Origin of the sequence: Salinibacter altiplanensis (assembly GCF_002894645.1) — a bacterium.
Taxonomy (GTDB): domain Bacteria; phylum Bacteroidota; class Rhodothermia; order Rhodothermales; family Salinibacteraceae; genus Salinibacter; species Salinibacter altiplanensis.
In genome coordinates, this window is sequence record NZ_NCQY01000020.1 from 1 (window position 1) to 19,057 (window position 19,057).

17 protein-coding genes are annotated in these 19,057 nt (G+C 66.9%); 15 read left to right on the forward strand and 2 right to left on the reverse strand.

The features are described 5' to 3' along the window. The 6 genes from B7R93_RS15825 to B7R93_RS07555 form a co-directional block, all read left to right on the forward strand. Nucleotides 1-921, forward strand: a 921-nt coding sequence (locus tag B7R93_RS15825) for a flagellin (protein WP_103020186.1), incomplete at its 5' end; no start/stop codon positions are given. A 388-nt stretch (nt 922-1,309) separates the two neighbouring features. Next, on the forward strand, nt 1,310-5,518 hold the full coding sequence (locus B7R93_RS15500; RefSeq protein ID WP_198598621.1) for a PAS domain S-box protein: 4,209 nt from the start codon (nt 1,310-1,312) through the stop codon (nt 5,516-5,518). A 262-nt stretch (nt 5,519-5,780) separates the two neighbouring features. After that, on the forward strand, nt 5,781-6,095 hold the full coding sequence (locus B7R93_RS07540) for a flagellar export chaperone FliS (RefSeq protein WP_103020187.1): 315 nt from the start codon (nt 5,781-5,783) through the stop codon (nt 6,093-6,095). 53 nt (nt 6,096-6,148) lie between these two features. Beyond that, the gene (gene fliD, locus B7R93_RS07545; protein WP_103020188.1) at nt 6,149-7,633 is read left to right on the forward strand and encodes a flagellar filament capping protein FliD; all 1,485 of its coding nucleotides are present in this window, start codon (nt 6,149-6,151) and stop codon (nt 7,631-7,633) included. A gap of 45 nt (nt 7,634-7,678) precedes the next feature. Then, nucleotides 7,679-8,089 (forward strand): flagellar protein FliT, encoded by a 411-nt coding sequence (locus B7R93_RS07550; RefSeq protein ID WP_103020189.1) that lies wholly within the window; start codon nt 7,679-7,681, stop codon nt 8,087-8,089. 121 nt (nt 8,090-8,210) lie between these two features. Continuing rightward, nucleotides 8,211-8,573, forward strand: a complete 363-nt coding sequence (locus B7R93_RS07555) for a hypothetical protein (RefSeq protein WP_103020190.1) — start codon at nt 8,211-8,213, stop codon at nt 8,571-8,573. A 95-nt stretch (nt 8,574-8,668) separates the two neighbouring features. On the opposite strand, the gene B7R93_RS07560 is transcribed toward B7R93_RS07555, so the two are convergent. After that, on the reverse strand, nt 8,669-10,204 hold the full coding sequence (locus B7R93_RS07560) for a sigma-54-dependent transcriptional regulator (RefSeq protein WP_103020191.1): 1,536 nt from the start codon (nt 10,202-10,204) through the stop codon (nt 8,669-8,671). A gap of 85 nt (nt 10,205-10,289) precedes the next feature. After that, entirely contained in the window at nt 10,290-11,060 is a 771-nt protein-coding gene (locus B7R93_RS07565; RefSeq protein WP_157942251.1) for a sensor histidine kinase, read from the reverse strand. 305 nt (nt 11,061-11,365) lie between these two features. On the opposite strand from B7R93_RS07565, the gene B7R93_RS07570 reads away from it, so the two are divergent. The 9 genes from B7R93_RS07570 to B7R93_RS07610 all read left to right on the forward strand — a co-directional run bounded on the left by B7R93_RS07570 (nt 11,366) and on the right by B7R93_RS07610 (nt 18,926). Further along, nucleotides 11,366-11,704: a flagellar basal body rod protein FlgB gene (locus B7R93_RS07570; RefSeq protein WP_103020193.1), complete on the forward strand. Its 339-nt coding sequence runs from the start codon at nt 11,366-11,368 to the stop codon at nt 11,702-11,704. A gap of 52 nt (nt 11,705-11,756) precedes the next feature. Further along, entirely contained in the window at nt 11,757-12,257 is a 501-nt protein-coding gene (flgC, locus tag B7R93_RS07575; RefSeq protein WP_103020194.1) for a flagellar basal body rod protein FlgC, read from the forward strand. A gap of 49 nt (nt 12,258-12,306) precedes the next feature. Beyond that, nucleotides 12,307-12,627 (forward strand): hypothetical protein, encoded by a 321-nt coding sequence (locus B7R93_RS07580; RefSeq protein ID WP_103020195.1) that lies wholly within the window; start codon nt 12,307-12,309, stop codon nt 12,625-12,627. Between the two features lie 112 nt (nt 12,628-12,739). Then, a complete protein-coding gene (fliE, locus tag B7R93_RS07585; protein WP_103020196.1) occupies nt 12,740-13,057 on the forward strand; it encodes a flagellar hook-basal body complex protein FliE in 318 nt (105 codons plus the stop codon). Nucleotides 13,058-13,133: 76 nt separating this feature from the next. Then, nucleotides 13,134-14,729, forward strand: a complete 1,596-nt coding sequence (gene fliF / locus B7R93_RS07590) for a flagellar basal-body MS-ring/collar protein FliF (RefSeq protein WP_103020197.1) — start codon at nt 13,134-13,136, stop codon at nt 14,727-14,729. A gap of 64 nt (nt 14,730-14,793) precedes the next feature. Continuing rightward, entirely contained in the window at nt 14,794-15,924 is a 1,131-nt protein-coding gene (gene fliG / locus B7R93_RS07595) for a flagellar motor switch protein FliG (protein ID WP_232798160.1), read from the forward strand. A gap of 50 nt (nt 15,925-15,974) precedes the next feature. After that, on the forward strand, nt 15,975-16,913 hold the full coding sequence (locus B7R93_RS07600) for a FliH/SctL family protein (RefSeq protein WP_103020198.1): 939 nt from the start codon (nt 15,975-15,977) through the stop codon (nt 16,911-16,913). 39 nt (nt 16,914-16,952) lie between these two features. Continuing rightward, nucleotides 16,953-18,281, forward strand: a complete 1,329-nt coding sequence (locus B7R93_RS07605) for a FliI/YscN family ATPase (RefSeq protein WP_103020199.1) — start codon at nt 16,953-16,955, stop codon at nt 18,279-18,281. Nucleotides 18,282-18,464: 183 nt separating this feature from the next. Further along, a complete protein-coding gene (locus B7R93_RS07610; RefSeq protein ID WP_232798162.1) occupies nt 18,465-18,926 on the forward strand; it encodes a flagellar export protein FliJ in 462 nt (153 codons plus the stop codon). Nucleotides 18,927-19,057 lie beyond the last annotated feature (131 nt).

Here is a 19,057-nt window from a genome sequence, read left to right on the forward strand (position 1 = left end):
GAGCTGGTCGGGGAGGTCAACGACATCGCCGAGAACACGACGTTCAACGGGGATCAGTTGATCAAGGGCGGGTCGTCGGGGTCCGGTGGCAACTCGGTCGGGCTGACGTTCCAGACCGGGTCGGAGAGCGACCAGACCTTCGACGTCAACATCGCCAACTCCACTGCCGAAGACCTCGGGGTGGCGAGCGACCTGGACGTTACGTCGAATACCGGGGACGACGCCGGCCAGAACGTAAACGCCGGAGATTTCTCCTCGACCTCCAGTGCCGTTACAGCGCTCACAACGGGTGGCTTCAAGACCTTGGATGCATCCGGGACAAACTTGGCGGGGGACCTTGAAGGGGGCACCTTCGAGATCAACGCGCAGGCGACTGGGTCAGGGAGCACTGCAACGCTTACACTCAGTGCTTCGGGCACGACAGCCACATTCACGGGGGCCTCTACTGGTGCTACTACCACATTCACCGGCACTAACGACACATTGACTCTATCGAGTGATGGGAGCAACAAGATTGCATTTGATGCCAGCAATCTGAGCATCGCGACGAACCAAATCGGAGCTAGCGAGACGAAGAGCTTCTCGGTCGAAGTCAAGGACAGTGACGATATTGGCCGTCGGCTGCAGGGCGGCAGCTCCGATGAGGCCCGCGCCATCATCGACGACGTGGACAGTGCGATCAACGGGCTGACGAGTCAGCTCAGTGACCTGGGCGCGAGCCAGAACCGGCTCTCGTTCAAGGAGTCGAACCTGGAGACGAGCCAGACGAACCTGAACGCGGCCCAGAGCCGAATTGAGGACGCCGACTTTGCGAAGGAGCAGACGCAGGTGGCGAAGCTGCAGGTGCAGCAGCAGTCCGGGACCGCGCAGCTGGCGCAGGCCAACGCGGCGGGCCAGAGCGTGCTCTCGCTTCTCCAGTAATCCGCTTGACGGAGGCCCACTTTCTCCCTCTTTTGGGAACGGGTTTCGTTCCCCAAGCACAGCCGCCGGCCGCCCGCCGGGGGCTGTACGTTTTTGTAGAGGGGGTTGTGCAGGACCTTCTGCAGGGTCGTCCGCACCGTGTGGGGCTGCCGGGAGCGCCCTCTTCGACGGCGTCGGGCCGCACCGGGGGCGTCGTCCAGGGCACGCCTCCCACACGGTGCTGTCGAGTCCCCAGGGGCCCGCGTCAATGTTACGGATTCGTCACGGGAAGGAGTCGTGTGGACCTCCCTGACCCCTGCTGTTTTCGTTGCCCTAATTTTTGCTTACACTCGTAGCCCAACACAATCTTCTCCTTAGTCGCCCTGTCGACCCGCACAGGTGAGGGCCGATGAGTACGCTTCCTGCCGGTGGACCGGTGCTCGGATACATTCTCTCGTTCGTGGCCGGTGCCGCGGTGTGTCTGGTCGGGGCCTGGGCCCGGCGCTGCTTCCTGTCTGTGGGAGCGGCCAAGCCCGCTGGGGCCCTGCGGCCCGGGACGGCCGAGGTGGACCGGCTCCGCGGGGTGGCCCGGAGCCTCCCCGGCGTTGAGTTTCAGTACCGGGTGGAGCCGGACGGGGCGGGCCGCTACGCGTTCGTCGGCGAGCGGGCCGAGGCGCTGCTCGGGCTGTCCCCGGAGGCGGACGACTTCGAGGCGCAGTTTCTGCGCCGGGTGCCGGAGGCGTACCGGGAGCGGCACGACCGGTGCGTCCGGGCGGCCCGCAGCGGGGAGGCGCCCGAGCAGGTGGAGCTGCCGTTCGACCGGCCCGACGGGGAGCGGGTGTGGCTCCTGCTCACCTCCACACTGGAGCGGCGCCCGGGGGCGGTCGGGGAAACGCTCGTCTTTAGCGGCCTCATGCTCGACATCACCGACCGGAAGGCCCGGGAGCGACGCCTACACATTCTGTCCGAGGCGGTGGAGCAGACCACCGACGGCGTGGTGGTGACCGAGGCCCCCGGGTGCGATGCGGGCGGGGACGCAGGCAGTGGGACGATCGTGTACGTGAACCGCGCGTTCGAAGAGATGACCGGGTACGCCGAGGCGGAGCTCCTCGGCCGGACGCCGCAGCTGCTCCGGGGCCCGGAGACGGACCCGGCGGTGATCGAGTCCCTCGAACAGGCCATGGCGGCCCGGGAGGCGTGGGCGGGGGAGACCGTAAACTACCGCAAAGATGGAGAGCGCTACGTCGCCCGCTGGACCACGACCCCGATGTTCGATGCGGGGGGCACCCTGCAGTACTGGGTGTCCATCCAGCGGGATGTGACCGAGGCGCGGGAGCGAGAAGAGGAGCTCCGACGGCAGCGGGGCCTTTTGGAACAGGCCCAGCGGCTGACGGGGGCGTGGACGGTCGATCTCCGGACGGAGGCGGTGTCCTGGTCGGACAAGGTGTACCGCATCCACGACCTGGACCCGAACACCGAGCTACACCTGGACGCGGCGTTCGAGTTTCCGCACCCGGACGCGCAGTCGCGGGTGCGCGAGGCCTTCGACCGCTGCGTGGAGGCGGGGGAGGCTTACGACCTAGAGTATCGGATCACCACGGCCGACGGGAATCGTCGGTGGGTCCGCGCGGTGGGCGCGCCGGTTGAGGAAGATGGGGAGGTCGTCGAGGTGACCGGGGCCCTCCAAGACATCACCGAGCAGCGACGGCGGCGGACGGCCCTCCGGACGTCGAAGAGCCGGTACCAGACCCTCGTGGAAAACTTTCCGGACGGGGCTGTCTTCCTGTTCGACGAGGACCTGACGTTCCAGCTGGCCGGGGGAGAGGGACTGACCGCCGTCGGGCTCTCGCCCGAGGAGGTCGTCGGGCGCACGCTCCACGACCTCTTTCCGAACGACATTGCCGACCGGCAGGCCGCGTACTACCGCCGCGCCCTGGAGGGGGAGAAAGGCGTCCTGGAGGAGCGATACCAGGGAGGCGATTACCGCATCCAGGTCCTTCCGGTTCGGGATGAGGACGGGGCTGTCATCGCCGGCATGGCCGTCTCCCAGGACGTCACCGATGAGAAGGAGCGAGAGCGACGGCTGCGGCAGTCGGAGATGCTCGTCCAAAACGCCCAGGACGCGCTCTTCCTCGTCGACGTCGAGGAGGAAGAGGCCAGACTGACGTTTTCTGCTCAGCGAGTCAATCCCGCCTACGAACAGATGAGTGGCTTCTCTGAGGAGGAGGTCCGTGGACGGACGCCCCGGGACATCCTCGAAGACGAGGCCGGGAAAGAATCTGAGGAGCGGTACCGGGCGTGCGTCCGACGGCAGGAACCCCTTGAGTACGAAGAGTCGGTGTATCTGGACGGAGAGATGATGCACCGGACGACCCGCATCGCGCCGGTGGAGGTCAACGGGACGGTACAGCAGATCGTAGGCACGACCCGGGACGTAACGGAGCGAAGCCGGCGGGAACAGGCCCTCCGTGAGCGAGAGGAGAAGGTGGAGGCCCTGTACGAAACGACCGACCGCCTGCTGAAGGCCTCCAGTAAAGACGAGATTGGCACGGTGCTGGTCCAGATCATCCGGGAGGCCCTTGGCCACCGGGGGGTGTCCGTCCGGATTGCCCACGAGGGGGGCCTGGAGGTGGTCCACGTGTCGGAGGCAACCCGCGAGTTCATGCCTGAACGCCCGCCCTTCGACATCGACGGGGACAGTGCCGTGGCCGAGGTCTACCGGTCCGGGGACACGCTCGCGATTTCGGACCTGGAGGCCGTCGAGGTGGAAGACCCGCACGAGTATGGAGACCTCCGGTCCGTGGTGGTGGTGCCGATGGGAACGCACGGCACCTTTGCGGTGGCCTCGCCGACCCCGGGTGCCATCAGCGAGTTCGACGTCCGGCTGGTCGAGGTGCTGGGGACCTACGCGGCGGTTGTGTTCGACCGGTTGGATCGGGAAACCAGCCTTCGGGAGGAGCGCGACCTTCTGAGCCGGCTGCTGTCTACGAGCCCGGCCGCCATCGTGATGCTGGACGAGGAGGGCGCCTTCATCCGGGTCAACGAGCGGGCCGAGGAGGTGCTTGGGATCGAGACGGAGGAGGCGCTCGGGCGCGCCTTCAACGACCCGTCGTGGAGCATCACGACGGTCGACGGCCGTCCCATCCCGGACGAGGAGCTCCCGTTCCCGCGGGTCCTCCGAACCGAAGAGCCGATCCTCGGCTACGAGCACGCGATTGAGCGGCCGGACGGAACCTGGCGCGTCCTCTCGATAAACGGCGCGCCCCTGCAGGGCGCCAACGGGGCGATGCAGGGGGCCCTGTTTCACCTCAACGACATCACAGACCAGAAGGGGCAGGAGCGGGCCCTCCGCGAGCGCACGGAGAAGATCGAGGCGCTCTACGAGGCGACCCGGCGGCTGCTGCGGGCCGAGTCCCCGGCAGAGATTGCCGACGAGGTACACGGGGTGCTCCAGGACGTCTTCACGTATCCGTTTCGGCACACCGCGTTCGTGGAGGCGGATGAGATCATCCCGAGGAGCACCACCGCCGAGGGCGACGCGGATCTCCCGTCTCCCAGCCCGCAGCCCGTCGACGGCGACACCATCGCGGCCCGTGCCCTGCGGGCGGGGGAGGCGGTCGTCGTCCCCAACACCGCGACGCTGGAGAACGACATCGACTACGGCGACCTGCGCTCCGCGGCGGGGGTGCCGATCGGTCGGCGCGGGGTCATTATCGTCGGGACCCCGGTGGAGGGCGGCTTCGACCGGCTGAACCTGCGTCTCCTGGAGGTGCTGGGCGGGTACGCTGCCCTGGTGCTCGAGCGCCTGCGGCGGGAGGAGGAGCTTCGCGCGGCGAAGGAGACGGCGGAGGCGGCCCGCACCGACGCCGAGGAGGCCCGGGACGAGGCCCGGAAGGCGGCCCGGCTGAAGTCCTCGTTTCTCGCCAACATGAGCCACGAAATCCGCACGCCCCTGACCTCCATCATCGGGTTCGCCGAGGTCCTTGGGACCGAAGTGGATGCCCTGGACGCGTCGGCCGGCGAGTCGCTGGGACAGAAAGTCCGTTTGATTGAGCAAGGCGGGAAGCGACTCCTGGATACCCTGGAGGGGGTGCTGAACCTCTCGAAGCTGGAGGCCGGGCAGATGGAGCTGGAGAGTCAGCCCATCGATCTCGCGGCCCGGACGCGTCGGACGGCTGAAGAATTCATGTCGAGGGCCGAGAACGAAGGGGTGGACCTCCGGGACGAGACGGGCGGTGCTCCCATTTGGGCCCGGGCCGACGAGGGAGGGGTGCAGATTGTCGTCCAGAACCTCATCTCCAACGCGATCAAGTACACCGAAGAGGGAGGCACGGTGTGGGTCCGCACGGCCCTGGAGGACGGGGCGGCCGTGCTGGAGGTCGAAGACACCGGCATCGGCATGGAGCCGGAGAGGGCCGCGGAGCTCTTTGAGCCGTTCCGACAGGCCTCGGAGGGCCTCGGGCGAGAATATGAGGGGAGCGGGGTGGGACTGGCGGTCACCCGCCGGGCGGTTGAGGAGATGGAGGGGAGCGTGGAGGTCCACACCGAAAAGGGAACGGGGAGCCGGTTCGTGGTGCGGCTGCCCCGGAGCGAGCCGTCCACCGCCCCGAGTGCGTAGGCGAGGGAGCGATCCGTAGGGCCCTCGGACCCTGTGTGGGATCGCGGGCCATCGCTGCCGATCGGGGCCCCGAGACGGAAAATGGAACAGGTTCTTAAAAGAATGCCCAGGGCTCCGATAACCAGAGGTGAGCAACGAGGGCGCCGCCGTTCCGGAATGTCTCTCCGGGCCGGAAATCGTTTCCGCGGGGGGACGGAGACATCCCGGCGTTGCTCGTCCCAATTCCGTCACGCACGTTGGATTCAAATTTGCATCCATCCTCATGTACAGCGCGCGCCAGCAATACCAGCAGCAGTCGGTCCAGACCGCCTCGCCCGAGAAGCTGATCGAGAAGCTTTACGAGGCGGGCATTCAGGCCTGCCATCAGGAAAACCGAGATACCCTCCGCGACGTGCTCATGGAGCTGATCAAGGCGTTGAACATGGAGGAGGGCGGTGAGCTGGCCGAACGGCTGCAAGGCATCTACGAGTTCTGCCTCAACGAGTGCGCGAGGGGAGACCTCGACACGATCCGTGGGCTGCTCGAAGAGCTCCGGGACGGGTGGAAGCAGGGCGTTGTCGAAGGACAGCCCGCGTAGGCGGCCCTCCCGTCCCGTTCACGATTTTCCTCACTGCCCGCCCGCAAAGACCCATGGGAACGTCCATCGGCCCGTCGTCCAACCTGAGCCCGCAGTATCAGCGACTGATTCAGCGTACGCTCCAGATTGAGCGCCAGCCTCAGCTGGAGCTTCAGAATGAGCGCCAGCAGAAGAAGAACACAAAGTCGGTGGTGAGCGACCTGGACGGCAAGCTGTCGTCGCTCCAGAGCCAGCTCAGCACCCTGTCCGACGCCGGGTCCAGCCCGTTTGAAGGACGCAGTGTGGAGGTTGAGAGTGGCACAGAGGCCTTCAGCGTCTCGGCCGACGAGACCGCGACGGTCGGGAGCAACTCGCTCACCGTCGACCGTCTCGCCTCCGAAGACGGACGGGTTTCAAAGACATATGATTCTGGGAATACGGGCCTGCGTACCTTCTTTGACACCAACGGGCAGCAAACCTTTGACGTTGAGGTCGCCTCGCCCACCGACGGCACCCCCGACGCCCGTGAGCAAATCAGCGTGACGGTGGATCCTAGTGGGACCACCAACGAAGAGATTCTAGGAAACATACAGACGGCCGTGGACGACGCGGTCCAGACGGCGGTCGACGACGGCACGATCTCGTCCGATGAGCGCCCCAGTGTCTCGGTCGTGAGCCCCACGAGCGACACGGCCCGTTTGTCGATCCGCAGTGCAGAGACAGGCTATCAGGGGCGGCTCGGCTTCTCGGACTCCGGGGACGGGCTGCTCTCGGCGCTTCAGGTCAATGCGGGCCAGCAGGCGGACGACACGCAGGGTGGCGAAATCACGAAAGTCGGGGGCGACGAGGGGAGCTCGAAGCTTACCAGCGAGTTTACCCTCAACGGGCTCACCCTCACACGAAACGACAACGAGGTCGACGATGCCCTCGAGGGCGTTACGGTCAATCTGGAGAAGGCCACGGGAACCGAATCGTCCTTCGAAATTTCGGCGGACGAGGAGGGGGCGCAGAGCATCGTAGAGAACTTTGTGGATCGCGTCAACGAAGTCATCACGTTTCTCCGGGAGAAGACAGAGATCAATCCAGGGAGTGGGGAGGAGGGGGCGCTGTCTGACGACAGCACCTTCCGGCGCCTGAGCCGGCAGCTGCGCACCGACGCCACCCGACCGGTAAACGGCCAGCCGGAGGGGCTGAACACCCTCGCAGACATTGGCATTGAGGCCAATCGGGACGGCACCCTGGAACTCACCGACGAAGACGCCCTTCGCACGGCCGTTCGCGAAGACCAGGGCGCCCTGAAAGACCTATTTGCGGGCCCAGATGGGGTGGCGACGCGGATGAAAGAGCGTGTGGACCAGTATGCCGACACCGGCGGCCTTCTGGACGACCGACAAGACAGCATCGACACCAGCGTCGACCGCATCGACGACCGCATCGACCAGCTCGACGAACGCCTTCAGCGCCGGCAGAAGCAGCTTGTGGAGCGGTTTGCCCAGGTGCAGAGCACCATCCGGTCCCTCGCGAACCAGCAGCAGTCCATCAGCCAGCGCCTCTTCTAGCCGGCGTCGCCGAGTCCCAATCTGCCACAGCACGGTTCTGAGCAAATGGCTGCGCCCGTCGAACGTCTCGACGCCTTGCTCCACCTCGGGAGGCGAATCTCTGAGGCTGTGAAAGCCGACGACTGGGAGCGTACATCGACACTGATCGATCGGCGTGCGCGGCTCATCGACCGCCTGGAGACGACGGCCGCGGGAACGGACGCCGACGCGTCCGCGTCCACAACGCGAGACAAACGCCGGTCCGAAGGGAGGCTCCGGCAGAAGCGGGAGGCCCTGGCCGACCAGCACGAGGCCCTCCTGGCTCAGCTCCGCGAGCGAGAAGACGAGATTGAGGCGGAGCTCAGTCAACTGCGCCGGTTGCAGCACGCGAACGACTCGTACGACGACCACGCCACCTCCTCGCCCGCGAATGAGGGGGGGCGCCAGGGCGTACTGCCCCCTGAACTCAGCGGGTAGCCGAGCCCCTTGCGTCGTCTTCACTTAAAGAATGCCTCCGCGCCACGATAACCCAGTGTGAGACGGCATTCGCCCGTGGCACGGGGCCTTGATATCCATTTTTCAAACAGCGCTTGAGCCCATGAACATTCAAAACCCTTCCACCGGGCCGTTGCAGCCGGATTCGGCGCGCAACGAGAACATCGGCGAGGCGCAGCAGGCCGCCAACTCGGAGGGGGCGTCCTCGGAGGAGGCGGCCTCGGAGACGACCGATGCCGCCGGCACCGACCAAATCGAAATCTCCGACGCTGCCCGCGCCGCCCAGGAGCGCCTCAGTGGTGAAGACGCAGCCTTCGTGGAGCGGGGCCGACAGGCCCTGAATGAAGAGTCGTCGCTCTCAGAGGAGCGGCGCGCGGAGCTTCAGGAGCAGGTCGAAAATGGACGGTTCACCGAGCCGGACGTGACCGGGGACGTGGCGTCCTCTCTCGCCGAGCTCTTCGGCTAGGACATGACGCGCAGGCCGAACCGCCGGCCGCGGCGGGGCACGAGACGCCTGCCAGACGTTCTCCCACTTCGTCGCTCCCGTTTTGCCGGGGGCTTCTAGATCGAGAAGCCTTCGTCCCGGTACTCCTGCAGCTTATTGCGGATGGTCCGCGCGCTGACCCCGAGCTGCTCGGCGGCGTGCTTTTGACTGACGTCGTCCTGGGACAGGGTGCGCAAAATGAGCTTGCGTTCCATTTCGGCGATCGTCGGGGGGCCGTCCTCGTCCGACAGCTGGGCGAGCGTCGCGCCCGCATCGTTGCGGTGGGGAAGCGTGCCGGCCGTGTCCTGCACAAACGACGCGTTCAACACGTGCTCCTCCGTGATGACGTCTGCCTCGGCGGCCATCACCACCCCGCGGTGAATCATGTTTTCGAGCTCCCGTACGTTGCCGGGCCAGCGGTGCGTCTGGAAGCGTTGAAGCAGCCCGGACGAAAGGGACTTGTGCGCAAGCTCGTACCGGGCGGTGTACTTCTCCACGAAGTGTTCGGCCAACAGGGGAATGTCGGAGAGGCGGCCCCGGAGGGGCGGGACGTGGAGGGGAAACACGGCCAGGCGGTGGTACAGGTCTTCCCGAAAGGCCCCTTCGTTCACGGCGTTCCTGAGGTCCCGGTTGCTGGTGGCGACGATGCGCACGTCCACCTCTTTCTTGTCCGAGGCACCGATTTTCTGAAACTGCTGCTCCTGCAGAACGCGCAGCAGTTTGGCCTGCACGCCGCAGTCGATCTCCGTGATCTCGTCGAGGAGAAGCGTTCCGCCGTCGGCCCGTTCGAACGCCCCGTCCATGTCGTCCACGGCGCCGGTGAAGGCGCCCTCGACGTGCCCAAACAGGTGGCTTTCGACCAGGTCGCTCGGCAGGGCGGCGCAGTTGATCGGGACGTAGGGGGCGTCGGCCCGGGCACTCTGGTCGTGAATCAGGCGGGACAGAATCTCCTTCCCCGTTCCGCTCTCCCCGTGGACGAAGACGGGCGCTTCGCTCTGCGCGACCCGCGGCACCATCGTCTTGAGGTGCTGGATGCTCTCGTGCTCGCCCACGAAGGGGGTGTCGCTCTCCGGCGCCTCGTCCTGAGAAAAGAGCGAGGACCCGGCGGAGAGGTCCGGGTCGTCGGTGCTGCCCGTGGGGGCCCCGTCGGCCGACGTGACGTTCGGGGCGTCGGGGATCGAGTCTCCCGAAAGGCGGCCCGACGCGGCGGAGGGCGCCGGCTCCGCGAGCAGGTCCTTGACGCGGTCCACGAGCTCGTCGGTGGAGAACGGCTTCGGGATGTAGTCGGCGGCGCCCCGCTGCATCGCCCGCACGGCATTTTGCGCGTTGTCCTGGTCCGAGAGTAGGATGACGCGGACCGTCGGGTGGTGCTCCTGGATGTGGTCCAGCAGCTCCATCCCGTCGGGGCCCGGCATCTGGTGGGTGGCCAGCACGAGGTCGAAGGCCGCGTCTGCCAGGTGCTCCATTGCCTCTGTGCCGCTCGAACAGGCCGTTACCTCGATGCCCTCGCGTGGAAACAGGCGCTCGAAGACGTCATGGAGCATGACCTCGTCGTCGACGGCCAGTATGTGAGGAGATGTCGTGGTGGACGGTGCGGACGATGTTGTTTGCATGCTGTGCGGGGGCGGTGGGTGAGACGGTCTTTGGGGGGCGGCCGGACGGCACGATGGCCGGGGTGGGGACGTCGGCCGAGGCGGCTCAAATCTGGAGGGTGAAGCAGGTCCCGCCCTCCGCGGCGCTGTTGGTGGAGAGGCGGAGTGAGCCGCCGTGCTGCTCGGCGATGTGTGCCGCGATGGGGAGCCCGAGCCCGAGATGTTGAGGGCGTGCCGAGTAGAAGGGCTGGAAGACAACGGACGGGTCGTCGAGTTCAATTTCGCCGTCGTTCCACACCTCGAATGCCACCTGCGGGGCGGCGTCGGACGCCGTGTCGGCCAGGGCAGCGCGCAGAAGCACCGTCTCGGGCACGGCGGTCGCCTCGAGGGCGTTCGTCAAAAGGTTGAGCAGGGCCTGGCGAAGCAGGCCCGGGTCCGCGTCGACGGGGCCGTCTGCGTCGGGCTCTACCTTCGTGCGGACTCGCGTCTGTGCCGTGTCGTCGAGCAGGCCGATCGTGTCCCGCACCACATCCGTCACGGGCACGCGCTGGACGGACGCCTCGACGGGGCGGCTGTAGTGGCGAAGCGCTGCCAGCAGGTCATCGATCTGGGCGGAGGCGGCCAGCACGTCCATCGCACTCTCGCGCCGGCGCTTGGGGGTGGGGGCGTCCACCAGACGATCGGCGTGGCGTGCGATCGTGTTCGTGAGGGGCGCGAGATGGCGGGTGAGCACCGACGTCAAGTGCTTCAGGGGCGCGTCGTGTCTGCCGGCCGGAGACGGCGCGTCGCCGGCATCGGGACATTCCGCCCCGCCCGGACTGGATGGAACCTCCAGGGTCGGGACCGAGGTGCGCTCGGAGGAGGCGTCGGGAGACATGGACGGAAGGGGGACGATGAAGGGAGGCAGCGCGTCGGCCATTGGGGGCGCAAACCGTACGCCGACCCTGGCGGCCGGTCGTCTCGGGGCCGCCAAGTGGTCCGCAGCGCGCGCCTATAGGGATGTCGCCTGGCGGGCTCTCCGCAGTTTGGTGTAAATATTTCCCAGATCTGTCTCGGTCACCTTCCATTTTGACACGTGAGCGGATGTGGTCACGGGAGTGGCGCCCGATGGCCCCCGATTGTGGCACAGTGATTGATGACATTACGGGCCCGACGCGCTCCCCCTGCAGAATTGACTGGACCATGGAGACCACAAACGTTCGTCTTCTGCGCAACGCGATGTCCGCCTACGCCCAGCGCCGGCGGGCCGTGTCCAGCAACGTGGCAAACGTCGACACGCCCGGGTACGACCGGATGTCGGTGTCCTTCGAGGAGGAGCTGCAGGAGGTGCGCCGCCACTCGGGCAGCCTCCGGGAGCAGTCGGAGGTGGAGGCCAACACGGAGGTGGAGGACGATCCGCCCGTGCTCGAAGAGGAGCTCATGGCGTTGACCGACACCCAGATGCGCACGCGGATGGCCTCCCGGGCCCTCACCGAGCACTTCGACCTCATGCGAATGGGCATCACCGGAAACGCGCGGTAGCCGCCCGGCCCCCTGCTCGCATTTTCCTTCATTCGGATCCAACCGCTGTCCCATGCCGATCGGAACCCAGTTCCTTCCCGCCATGAAAACCGCTGCGCGCGGGCTGGAGGCTCAGCGGCGCAAGCTGGGCGCCGCGACGGAAAACCTTGCCAACGCCTCCACGTCGCGCACGGAGGACGGGGATCCGTTCCGGGTCAAGCGGGCCGTGCAGGAGGTCGACGATGCCGACTACGAGCGCCTCCGCCGGGGCGGCCTCAAGCCCCAGCTCGAGCTGCGAAACACCAAGGCCCGGCACCTGCGCGAGGCCTCGCTGCCCCCGGAGCAGGCGACCGGAGACCTGGGGCCCAGGACCGAGATCGAAGGGCTCGAAAAAGAGCGTCTCGAGTACGATCCCTCCCACCCCCACGCCGACGAGGAGGGGTACGTCCACTACCCGGACGTGAACGTGGCGCAGGAGATGGCCCGGATGACGTCCGCCAACCGCGTCTACGAGGCCAACCTCTCGGCGGTGGAGGCCACCAAGAGCATGGCCCAGCGCACGTTCGAAATCTAAGTGACCGCCTCCTTCTCACTCTTCTCGCACACGTGCCGTCTCGCCTCCCATGAACACGATCGGTTCCTCTGCGGCCGGCCGCGCGGCCTACACACAGGACGTCACTCCGTCCCGGGAATCGTCGGACGCCGCCGCGAGCCCCGAAAAATCTGCCTCGCCCCCCGAGGAATCTTCCGAGGCGCAGCGGGCCCCGGCGTCGCCGGAGGCCCCGGATCCCTCCGGGGACACGCTCACCACGCAGGAGAAAACGGCCATTGAGGAGAATTTTCCGGAGGACCCGGAGCTGTCGATGCAGCTCTACGGGCGGGGGCGGGAGTCGCAAACGGTCAATCCGAATGCCGTGGGCGGCAACCTGGACGTGACCGGATGACGCGGGTCCGTTCCCCGTGGTCCATGCACGCTCTCCCCGCGCACGCTCGGTGACACGCTCGACGACTCGGCACGATGCCCCGTACTCGACGGACAGACCCCTCTCGACGGCCATGAAGGCTTCACAGCTCCAACATTTCCGCCAGGCGGCCCTCCAGCAGACAGACGAGGGCGGGGACGACCTCCCCAACCTGGAGGAGGCGACCGATGGGCCCAGCTTCAGCGACACGCTTGAGAACGCGGTGGACGGGGTGGATGCGGCCCAAGACACGGCCAACGAGAAGGTGAGTGCCTTCGTGGCGGGGGAGGAAAAGGACCTGCACGAGGTCATGATTTCGATGAACCAGGCCCGGCTCCAGTTTGAGCTTATGAACGAGGTGCGCAGCCGGGGGCTTGAGGCCTATCAGAAGATCATGCAGACGCAAATCTAACCGCTCTGCACCCTCCGTCCCGATGGGGGAGCAGGACGGAGAATTCGCTTTGCGATAGTGCTGTTCTGACCCACGAATGGAATCGTTTTTCGCGCGCATACAGCAATTTCTGGGACGCCTCTCCACGGGGCAGCAGGTCGGGCTCGGGCTGTTGGCGGTGGGCACGGTTGCGCTCCTGGTCGGCACGGCCTACTGGTCGAGCCGGCCCGACTACGCGCTCCTCTTCGGCGACCTCGACCCTGGGGATGCTAACCAGGTGATCAGCCGTTTGAAGGAGGAAGGGGTCTCCTACGAGCTTCGCAATCAGGGGGCGGCGGTGTACGTCCCCCGCGCCTCGATGCACGAGCTGCGCCTTCAGCTCAGTTCGGACGGCACCATGGACGACGGGCAGACCGGGTATGAGCTGTTCGACCAGGGGTCGCTCGGGATGACGGACTTCATGCAGAAGCTCAACAGCAAGCGGGCGCTGGAGGGCGAGCTGGCCCGGACGGTGTCGAGCGTCGGGCAGGTGGAGAGCGCGCGGGTGCACCTCGTGGAGCCGGAGGACGATCCCTTTCAGGCCCAGCAGGTGGAGGCGAGCGCCTCAGTCGTGCTCCAACTCGCGGGCGGGTCCCTGTCGCAGGCACAGGTGCAGGGCGTGACGCAGCTGGTGGCGGGGGCCGTGGAGAAGCTGAGCCCCTCCCAGGTGAAGGTCATCGACCAGGAGGGCACCATGCTGTCCGACCCGAACGCCGCGGACGAAAACGTGCAGATGACCTCCACGCAGATTGACATGCAGCGGTCGGTGGAGGAGCAGCTCGTGGACCAGGGGCAGTCGATGCTTCGAGAAGTGGTGGGGCCGGAGAACGCGGTCGTTCGGGTCTCCACCGAGCTCGACTTCGACCGCACGGTCACGGAGAAGGACCTCGTCGATCCGGAGAGCGCGACCGTCGTCAGTGAGGAGCGCATGCAGGAGGAGGGCGGCGGCGATGAGGCAGGCAATTCAAACTCGGTGGTGCGCAACTTTGAGGTAAGCCGCACCACGAAGCGGTCGGAGAAGAGCGTGGGCGACGTGAGCCGGATGACGGTGTCGGTGGTCGTCGATCAGAAAAAGACGACGGGGCCGGACGGAGAGATCACGTATGAGCCCCGCGACCAGGGGGAGATCGCCAAGATCGAGTCGCTCGTCAAGAACGCGGTCGGGTTCGACGAGGAGCGAGGGGACCGGTTTACGATCCAGCAGACGCGCCTCAATACCGACGCGGGGCCGGGCGGTCAGGTCGCCGACGAGGGCGGCGGGGAGGGGAGCCCGATGCGGTTGTATCTGCGGTACGGGCTCATTCTCGTGGCGATCGGGGCGGCCGTCTGGGTGGCCCGCTCGCTCGTTCGAGCCCTTACCGCCACCCCGCAGGACCAGCCCACGCCGCTCCAGTCGTCCGAGGCCCGACAGGTGGAGGGGCGGACCCCGGAGTCGCAGGTCGAAGACGGAGACGAGGATCCCACTGCCCTCCAAGAAGAAGAGGAAAGCCTCGTGAAGGACGACATGTACACGGACAAGCTCTCCGACGAGGCCAAGGCGCGCCTGGAGGCTCGGAGTGAGATGTTCGAGGAGATCCAGGACCAGGTGGAGGAACACCCAGAGCAGACCGCCGACCTGATCCGGTCTTGGCTCGTGGAGGACAAGACCCTGTAGGTTCCCGGCCCGGCCTCGTCGTTCACCCCACACGATCCGTCATCCATTCCCCCATTCATTTCCCATGGGATCCTCTGCGTCCCCGTTTTCCGATGAGCCGATGACCCCCACAGAGCCGTCCGGCGTGGGGGGCGAGCCCAGCGCCATGGCCGCGGGCCCGGAGGGGCCCCCAGGCACGGCCCTCCCCGAAGACCCGGAAGACCTCACCGGTGCACAGAAGGCCGCCACGCTGCTTATCGCCCTCGGCGTAGACACGGCCAGCGATGTGCTTACGCACCTCAACGACGAAGAGGTAGAGAAGGTGTCCGTGGAGGTGGCCCGGATGCGCAATGCGCCCAGCGACATGGTGGAGGAGGTGCTGCTGGAGTACCGGGACGTCGCCCGTGCGCAGGACTACGTGACGCAGGGCGGGGTGGAGTACGCCCGGGAGGTGCTCAACGAGGCCCTGGGCAACCGCCGGGCCGAAGAGGTGATGATGCGCGTGGAAGCGGCCATGGAGGTCTCGGCGTTCCACCTCCTGCAGACGGTCGAGACGGACCAGCTCACCGGCTTTCTTCGACGCGAGCATCCCCAAACCGCCGCCCTCATTCTCGCGCACCTCAACCCCCGAAAGGCCGCGGAGATCATCTCAGGGCTGGAGGAAGAATTGCAGAGTGCAATCATGTACCGCCTCGCGACGATCGGCAATACGTCCCCCGAGATGATCAACGACATCGAAGAGGTGATCCGGAATCAACTCGGGTCCGTCATCGGCGCCGAGACGAGCGTCATGGGGGGCATCGAGCAGGCCGCCGAGATCCTGAACACCACGAGTCGCTCCTCGGAAAAGAACATTCTGGACAACCTTCGAGACCGCTCCGAAGAGCTGGCCTCCAACATCAAGAATCTCATGTTTGTCTTCGACGACCTGACCAACATCCGGGCGGAGGACATGCAGAAGCTGCTCATGGAGGTGGATCAGGAAGATCTGGCCTACAGCCTCAAGGGGGCCTCCGAGGAGCTCAAGGACAAGATTATGCGCAACGTGAGCGAGCGGGTGGCCGAGGCGCTTGAGGAGGAGGTCGAGCTGCTCGGCCGTGTCCGGGTCAGCGACGTCGAAGAGGCGCAGCACCGCATCCTCGAAATTGCGCAGGAGCTCGAAGAGAAAGACGAGATCGTGCTGTCGCGCGCCTCTGAAGAAGCAGTCATTGAGTAGGTGGCGGGCCCGGTCCGCTTCTGTTCTGTTGCACCACCGACACACACTGCATGGGACGTGTCATCAAAAACGCGGAGGCGACGGAGGCGACGTCCGTTTCGCTCGACGAGGACGTGCGCATGGAAGGGGCCGACCGGATCCCCGCCGAGCAGGTGGAGGCGACGGAGCCCGACGACGCAGGGGCCGAGCCGGACGACGTGGCGCCCCAGGGACACGTCCTTCGGGCGGGCGAGGCGGACCGGGCGCCCGAGCCGGTGACGGTACGTCCGGAGGAGGTGGCGCCCCGAACGCCGTCGGACGAGGCCCCGGCGGCGCCGTCGGAGCCCGACGACGAAGCGGCCGATGCCCCCCCGGACGACGAGGCCGACGATCCGCCCGCGCGGACCGACGCAGAATGGAAAGCGCATCTGGAGGAGAAGGTGGAGGCGGCCCGGGCCGAAGGGTACGAGGAGGGCCACGACGACGGGTACGAGGCCGGGTACGACGACGGATACGAGGAGGCGGAGGCAGCTGTCCAGGCCGAGCTCGATGACACACGCCAGCAGCTGTTGGAAGACACGAGTCGGTTCGAAGAGCTCTGGGGGACGTACATCGACGAGGCCGAGTCGAAGATCGTGGAGTTGACGCTCGACCTGGCCGAGACGATCGTGGACGCACCGTTTCCGGAGGCGATGCGACAGGCCTCGGAGGAGGCGGTCATCGAGGCTGTGACCGCACTGGCCGGCCCCCCGCCCGTGACGATTCAGCTACACCCGGTCGACTGTCAGCGGGTCCGGGAATCGGGGCTCGTGGAGCGCCTCCAAGAAAACTACGAAGGGCTGACCCTGGAGCCGGAGCCCGACTTTGCGGAGGGCGACTGGTGCGTCTCGTCCCCGACCGGCGTCATGCGACGGCTGCGGGCGGAGGTCCTGGAGACGCTCCGGGGGGAGCTCCGGCGGGTTGCCACGAGCACACCGGATGCGCCCGCCCCCGAGCCCGACCGGGCATAGCCTCTTCTCGACCTGCCTCGTTCATCCCCTCCGTGTGCCATGCCCGCCCTGGACCGCTCGCTCGATCACATTCGAGAGACGACCGTGCCGGCCCGTCGCTACGGTCGCGTCACGTCGGTCGTGGGGCTGCTCGTGGAGGCCGGCGACCTGGACGCCGCGGTGGGCGAGATGTGCCGCATCCACGTGGAGGAGCGGGGCCAGACGCGCACAGTGCGCGCTGAGGTGGTGGGGGTGAAGGAGAGCACGACGGTCCTTATGCCGATGGAGCAGACGCACGGCCTGCAGGCCGGCTGCCTGATCCGACCCGCCGACGAGGGCATGAGCGTGCCGGTGGGGCCCGATCTCCTGGGCCGTGTCATCGACGCTGAGGGGCGCCCCATAGATGGCAACGGGCCGCTCGGAACGGACGCGCAGGAGCCCATTCATCGCGACCCGCCCTCTCCCCTGGACCGTCCCCTCATCGACACGCCCCTTTCCACCGGCATTCGGTCCATCGACGCGTTCTTGAAGATGGGAAAGGGGCAACGAACCGGCATCTTTGCGGGGTCGGGGGTGGGGAAAAGTACCCTCTTGGGGATGATTGCCCGTCGGGCCGAGGCCGACGTCAACGTGATTGCCCTCATCGGGGAGCGGGGGCGCGAGGTTCGAGAGTTCATTGTCGACAACCTGGGAGACGAGGGCCTCCGCCGCTCGGTGCTGGTGGCCGTGACGGGGGACGAGGCCGCGATGAGCCGGGTGAAGGCGGCCAGTGCGGCGATGGCGATCGCCGAGCACTTCCGCGACCGGGGGCGAGACGTGCTTCTCATGATGGATTCCATCACGCGGGTGGCGCAGGCGCAGCGCGAGATTGGGCTAGCCGTGGGCGAGCCGCCAACACGACGGGGCTATCCGCCCAGTGTGTTCGCGCTGCTGCCCCGGCTGCTGGAGCGGGCCGGCCCGGCGGAAACGGGCACGATCACCGGCATCTTTACGGTGCTCGTGGAGGGGGACGACATGAACGAGCCCATCAGCGACGCGGCCCGCGGCATCCTGGACGGCCACATCGTGTTGTCCCGCGAGCTGGCAGAGGCGGGGCACTACCCCGCCGTCGACGTCCTGCAGAGCGTAAGTCGCGTGATGCCGCGCGTGGCGGATCCGGAGGCGGAGGCCGCCGCGCAGGAGGCCCGCGAGCTGCTGTCCGCCTACGAGGAGGTAGAAGACCTGATCAGCGTGGGCGCCTACGAGGAGGGAAGCGACCCGGAGACCGACCGGGCCGTCGAGGCCTATCCGGCGCTGGCCGACTTTCTGCAGCAGTCCGTAGATGCCCCCCCGCCGGACCCCGCGCCGTCCACCCAGCTCCGCCAACTCCTGGACGACATTCCCAGGTAGGAGATGGCAGGAACTTTGACTCTTGTGTACGACACGCAGGCAGAGGGCCTTGGGCCGGTGCCTGCGTCGACGGACGGCCGCTTCCTCTGCGGCCCGCCCGGCGCGGACACGCCGCCCTCGGGCGGCTGAATGCCGTCGGGTTCGCCCTCACACCGTGTTCTGTTGCCCCAGCAGCCCCAAGAAATGCCCGGAAAGAAGTTCCGCTTCTCGTTGCAGAAAGTGCTGGAATTGCGCCGGCACGAGACCGAGGAGGCCCGCCAGGCCCTCGCCGACGCTGAGCGTGAGCGCGAGCAGAAGGAGGCTGAGCTGGAGCGGGCTAGGGACCGTCTGGTAGAGTGCCGGCGCCGGGTGGATGAGGCACGGCGGCAAGATCCGGCCCGCATCCAGCAGGCCGACGCGTTTCGTCGGGAGGCGCATCAGAAGGTGGAGAAGATCCGGGCGGCCGTGAAGGACTGCCGGACGCGAGTCGAGCGGGCTCGGAGTGAGCTTCAAGAACGCCGGCAGGCCGAGGAGGCCCTCGAGGAGTTGCGGAGCCAGGAGAAGGAGCAGCACGACCGCGAGCAGGAGAAGGCGAGCGAGGCCTTCTTCGACGAGCAGGCGGTGCTCCGACATGACCGCACCGACGAGGCCCTGTCGCTACTCTGACACCGGCCATGCAGTCGACCGTGATCAAATACACGCTTCTCATTGCGGGCGCGGCGCTGGGGACCTTCGCGGTCGCCCTGCTGGGGGCGTACCTGCTGATGCCGTCCATTGCGCCGGAGATGGCGGGGGGG

Bases quoted from the DNA above. Each gene is read 5' to 3' on its own strand.
- B7R93_RS07555 (WP_103020190.1), top strand. From the start codon at position 8,211: ATGAACATTCAAAACCCTTCCACCGGGCCGTTGCAGCCGGATTCGGCG.
- flgC (WP_103020194.1), top strand. From the start codon at position 11,757: ATGCCGATCGGAACCCAGTTCCTTCCCGCCATGAAAACCGCTGCGCGC.
- B7R93_RS15500 (WP_198598621.1), top strand. From the start codon at position 1,310: ATGAGTACGCTTCCTGCCGGTGGACCGGTGCTCGGATACATTCTCTCG.
- B7R93_RS07580 (WP_103020195.1), top strand. From the start codon at position 12,307: ATGAACACGATCGGTTCCTCTGCGGCCGGCCGCGCGGCCTACACACAG.
- B7R93_RS07610 (WP_232798162.1), top strand. From the start codon at position 18,465: ATGCCCGGAAAGAAGTTCCGCTTCTCGTTGCAGAAAGTGCTGGAATTG.
- B7R93_RS07560 (WP_103020191.1), bottom strand. From the start codon at position 10,204: ATGCAAACAACATCGTCCGCACCGTCCACCACGACATCTCCTCACATA.
- fliD (WP_103020188.1), top strand. From the start codon at position 6,149: ATGGGAACGTCCATCGGCCCGTCGTCCAACCTGAGCCCGCAGTATCAG.
- B7R93_RS07540 (WP_103020187.1), top strand. From the start codon at position 5,781: ATGTACAGCGCGCGCCAGCAATACCAGCAGCAGTCGGTCCAGACCGCC.
- fliE (WP_103020196.1), top strand. From the start codon at position 12,740: ATGAAGGCTTCACAGCTCCAACATTTCCGCCAGGCGGCCCTCCAGCAG.
- fliG (WP_232798160.1), top strand. From the start codon at position 14,794: ATGGGATCCTCTGCGTCCCCGTTTTCCGATGAGCCGATGACCCCCACA.
- B7R93_RS07570 (WP_103020193.1), top strand. From the start codon at position 11,366: ATGGAGACCACAAACGTTCGTCTTCTGCGCAACGCGATGTCCGCCTAC.
- B7R93_RS07550 (WP_103020189.1), top strand. From the start codon at position 7,679: ATGGCTGCGCCCGTCGAACGTCTCGACGCCTTGCTCCACCTCGGGAGG.
- B7R93_RS07565 (WP_157942251.1), bottom strand. From the start codon at position 11,060: ATGTCTCCCGACGCCTCCTCCGAGCGCACCTCGGTCCCGACCCTGGAG.
- B7R93_RS07600 (WP_103020198.1), top strand. From the start codon at position 15,975: ATGGGACGTGTCATCAAAAACGCGGAGGCGACGGAGGCGACGTCCGTT.
- B7R93_RS07605 (WP_103020199.1), top strand. From the start codon at position 16,953: ATGCCCGCCCTGGACCGCTCGCTCGATCACATTCGAGAGACGACCGTG.
- fliF (WP_103020197.1), top strand. From the start codon at position 13,134: ATGGAATCGTTTTTCGCGCGCATACAGCAATTTCTGGGACGCCTCTCC.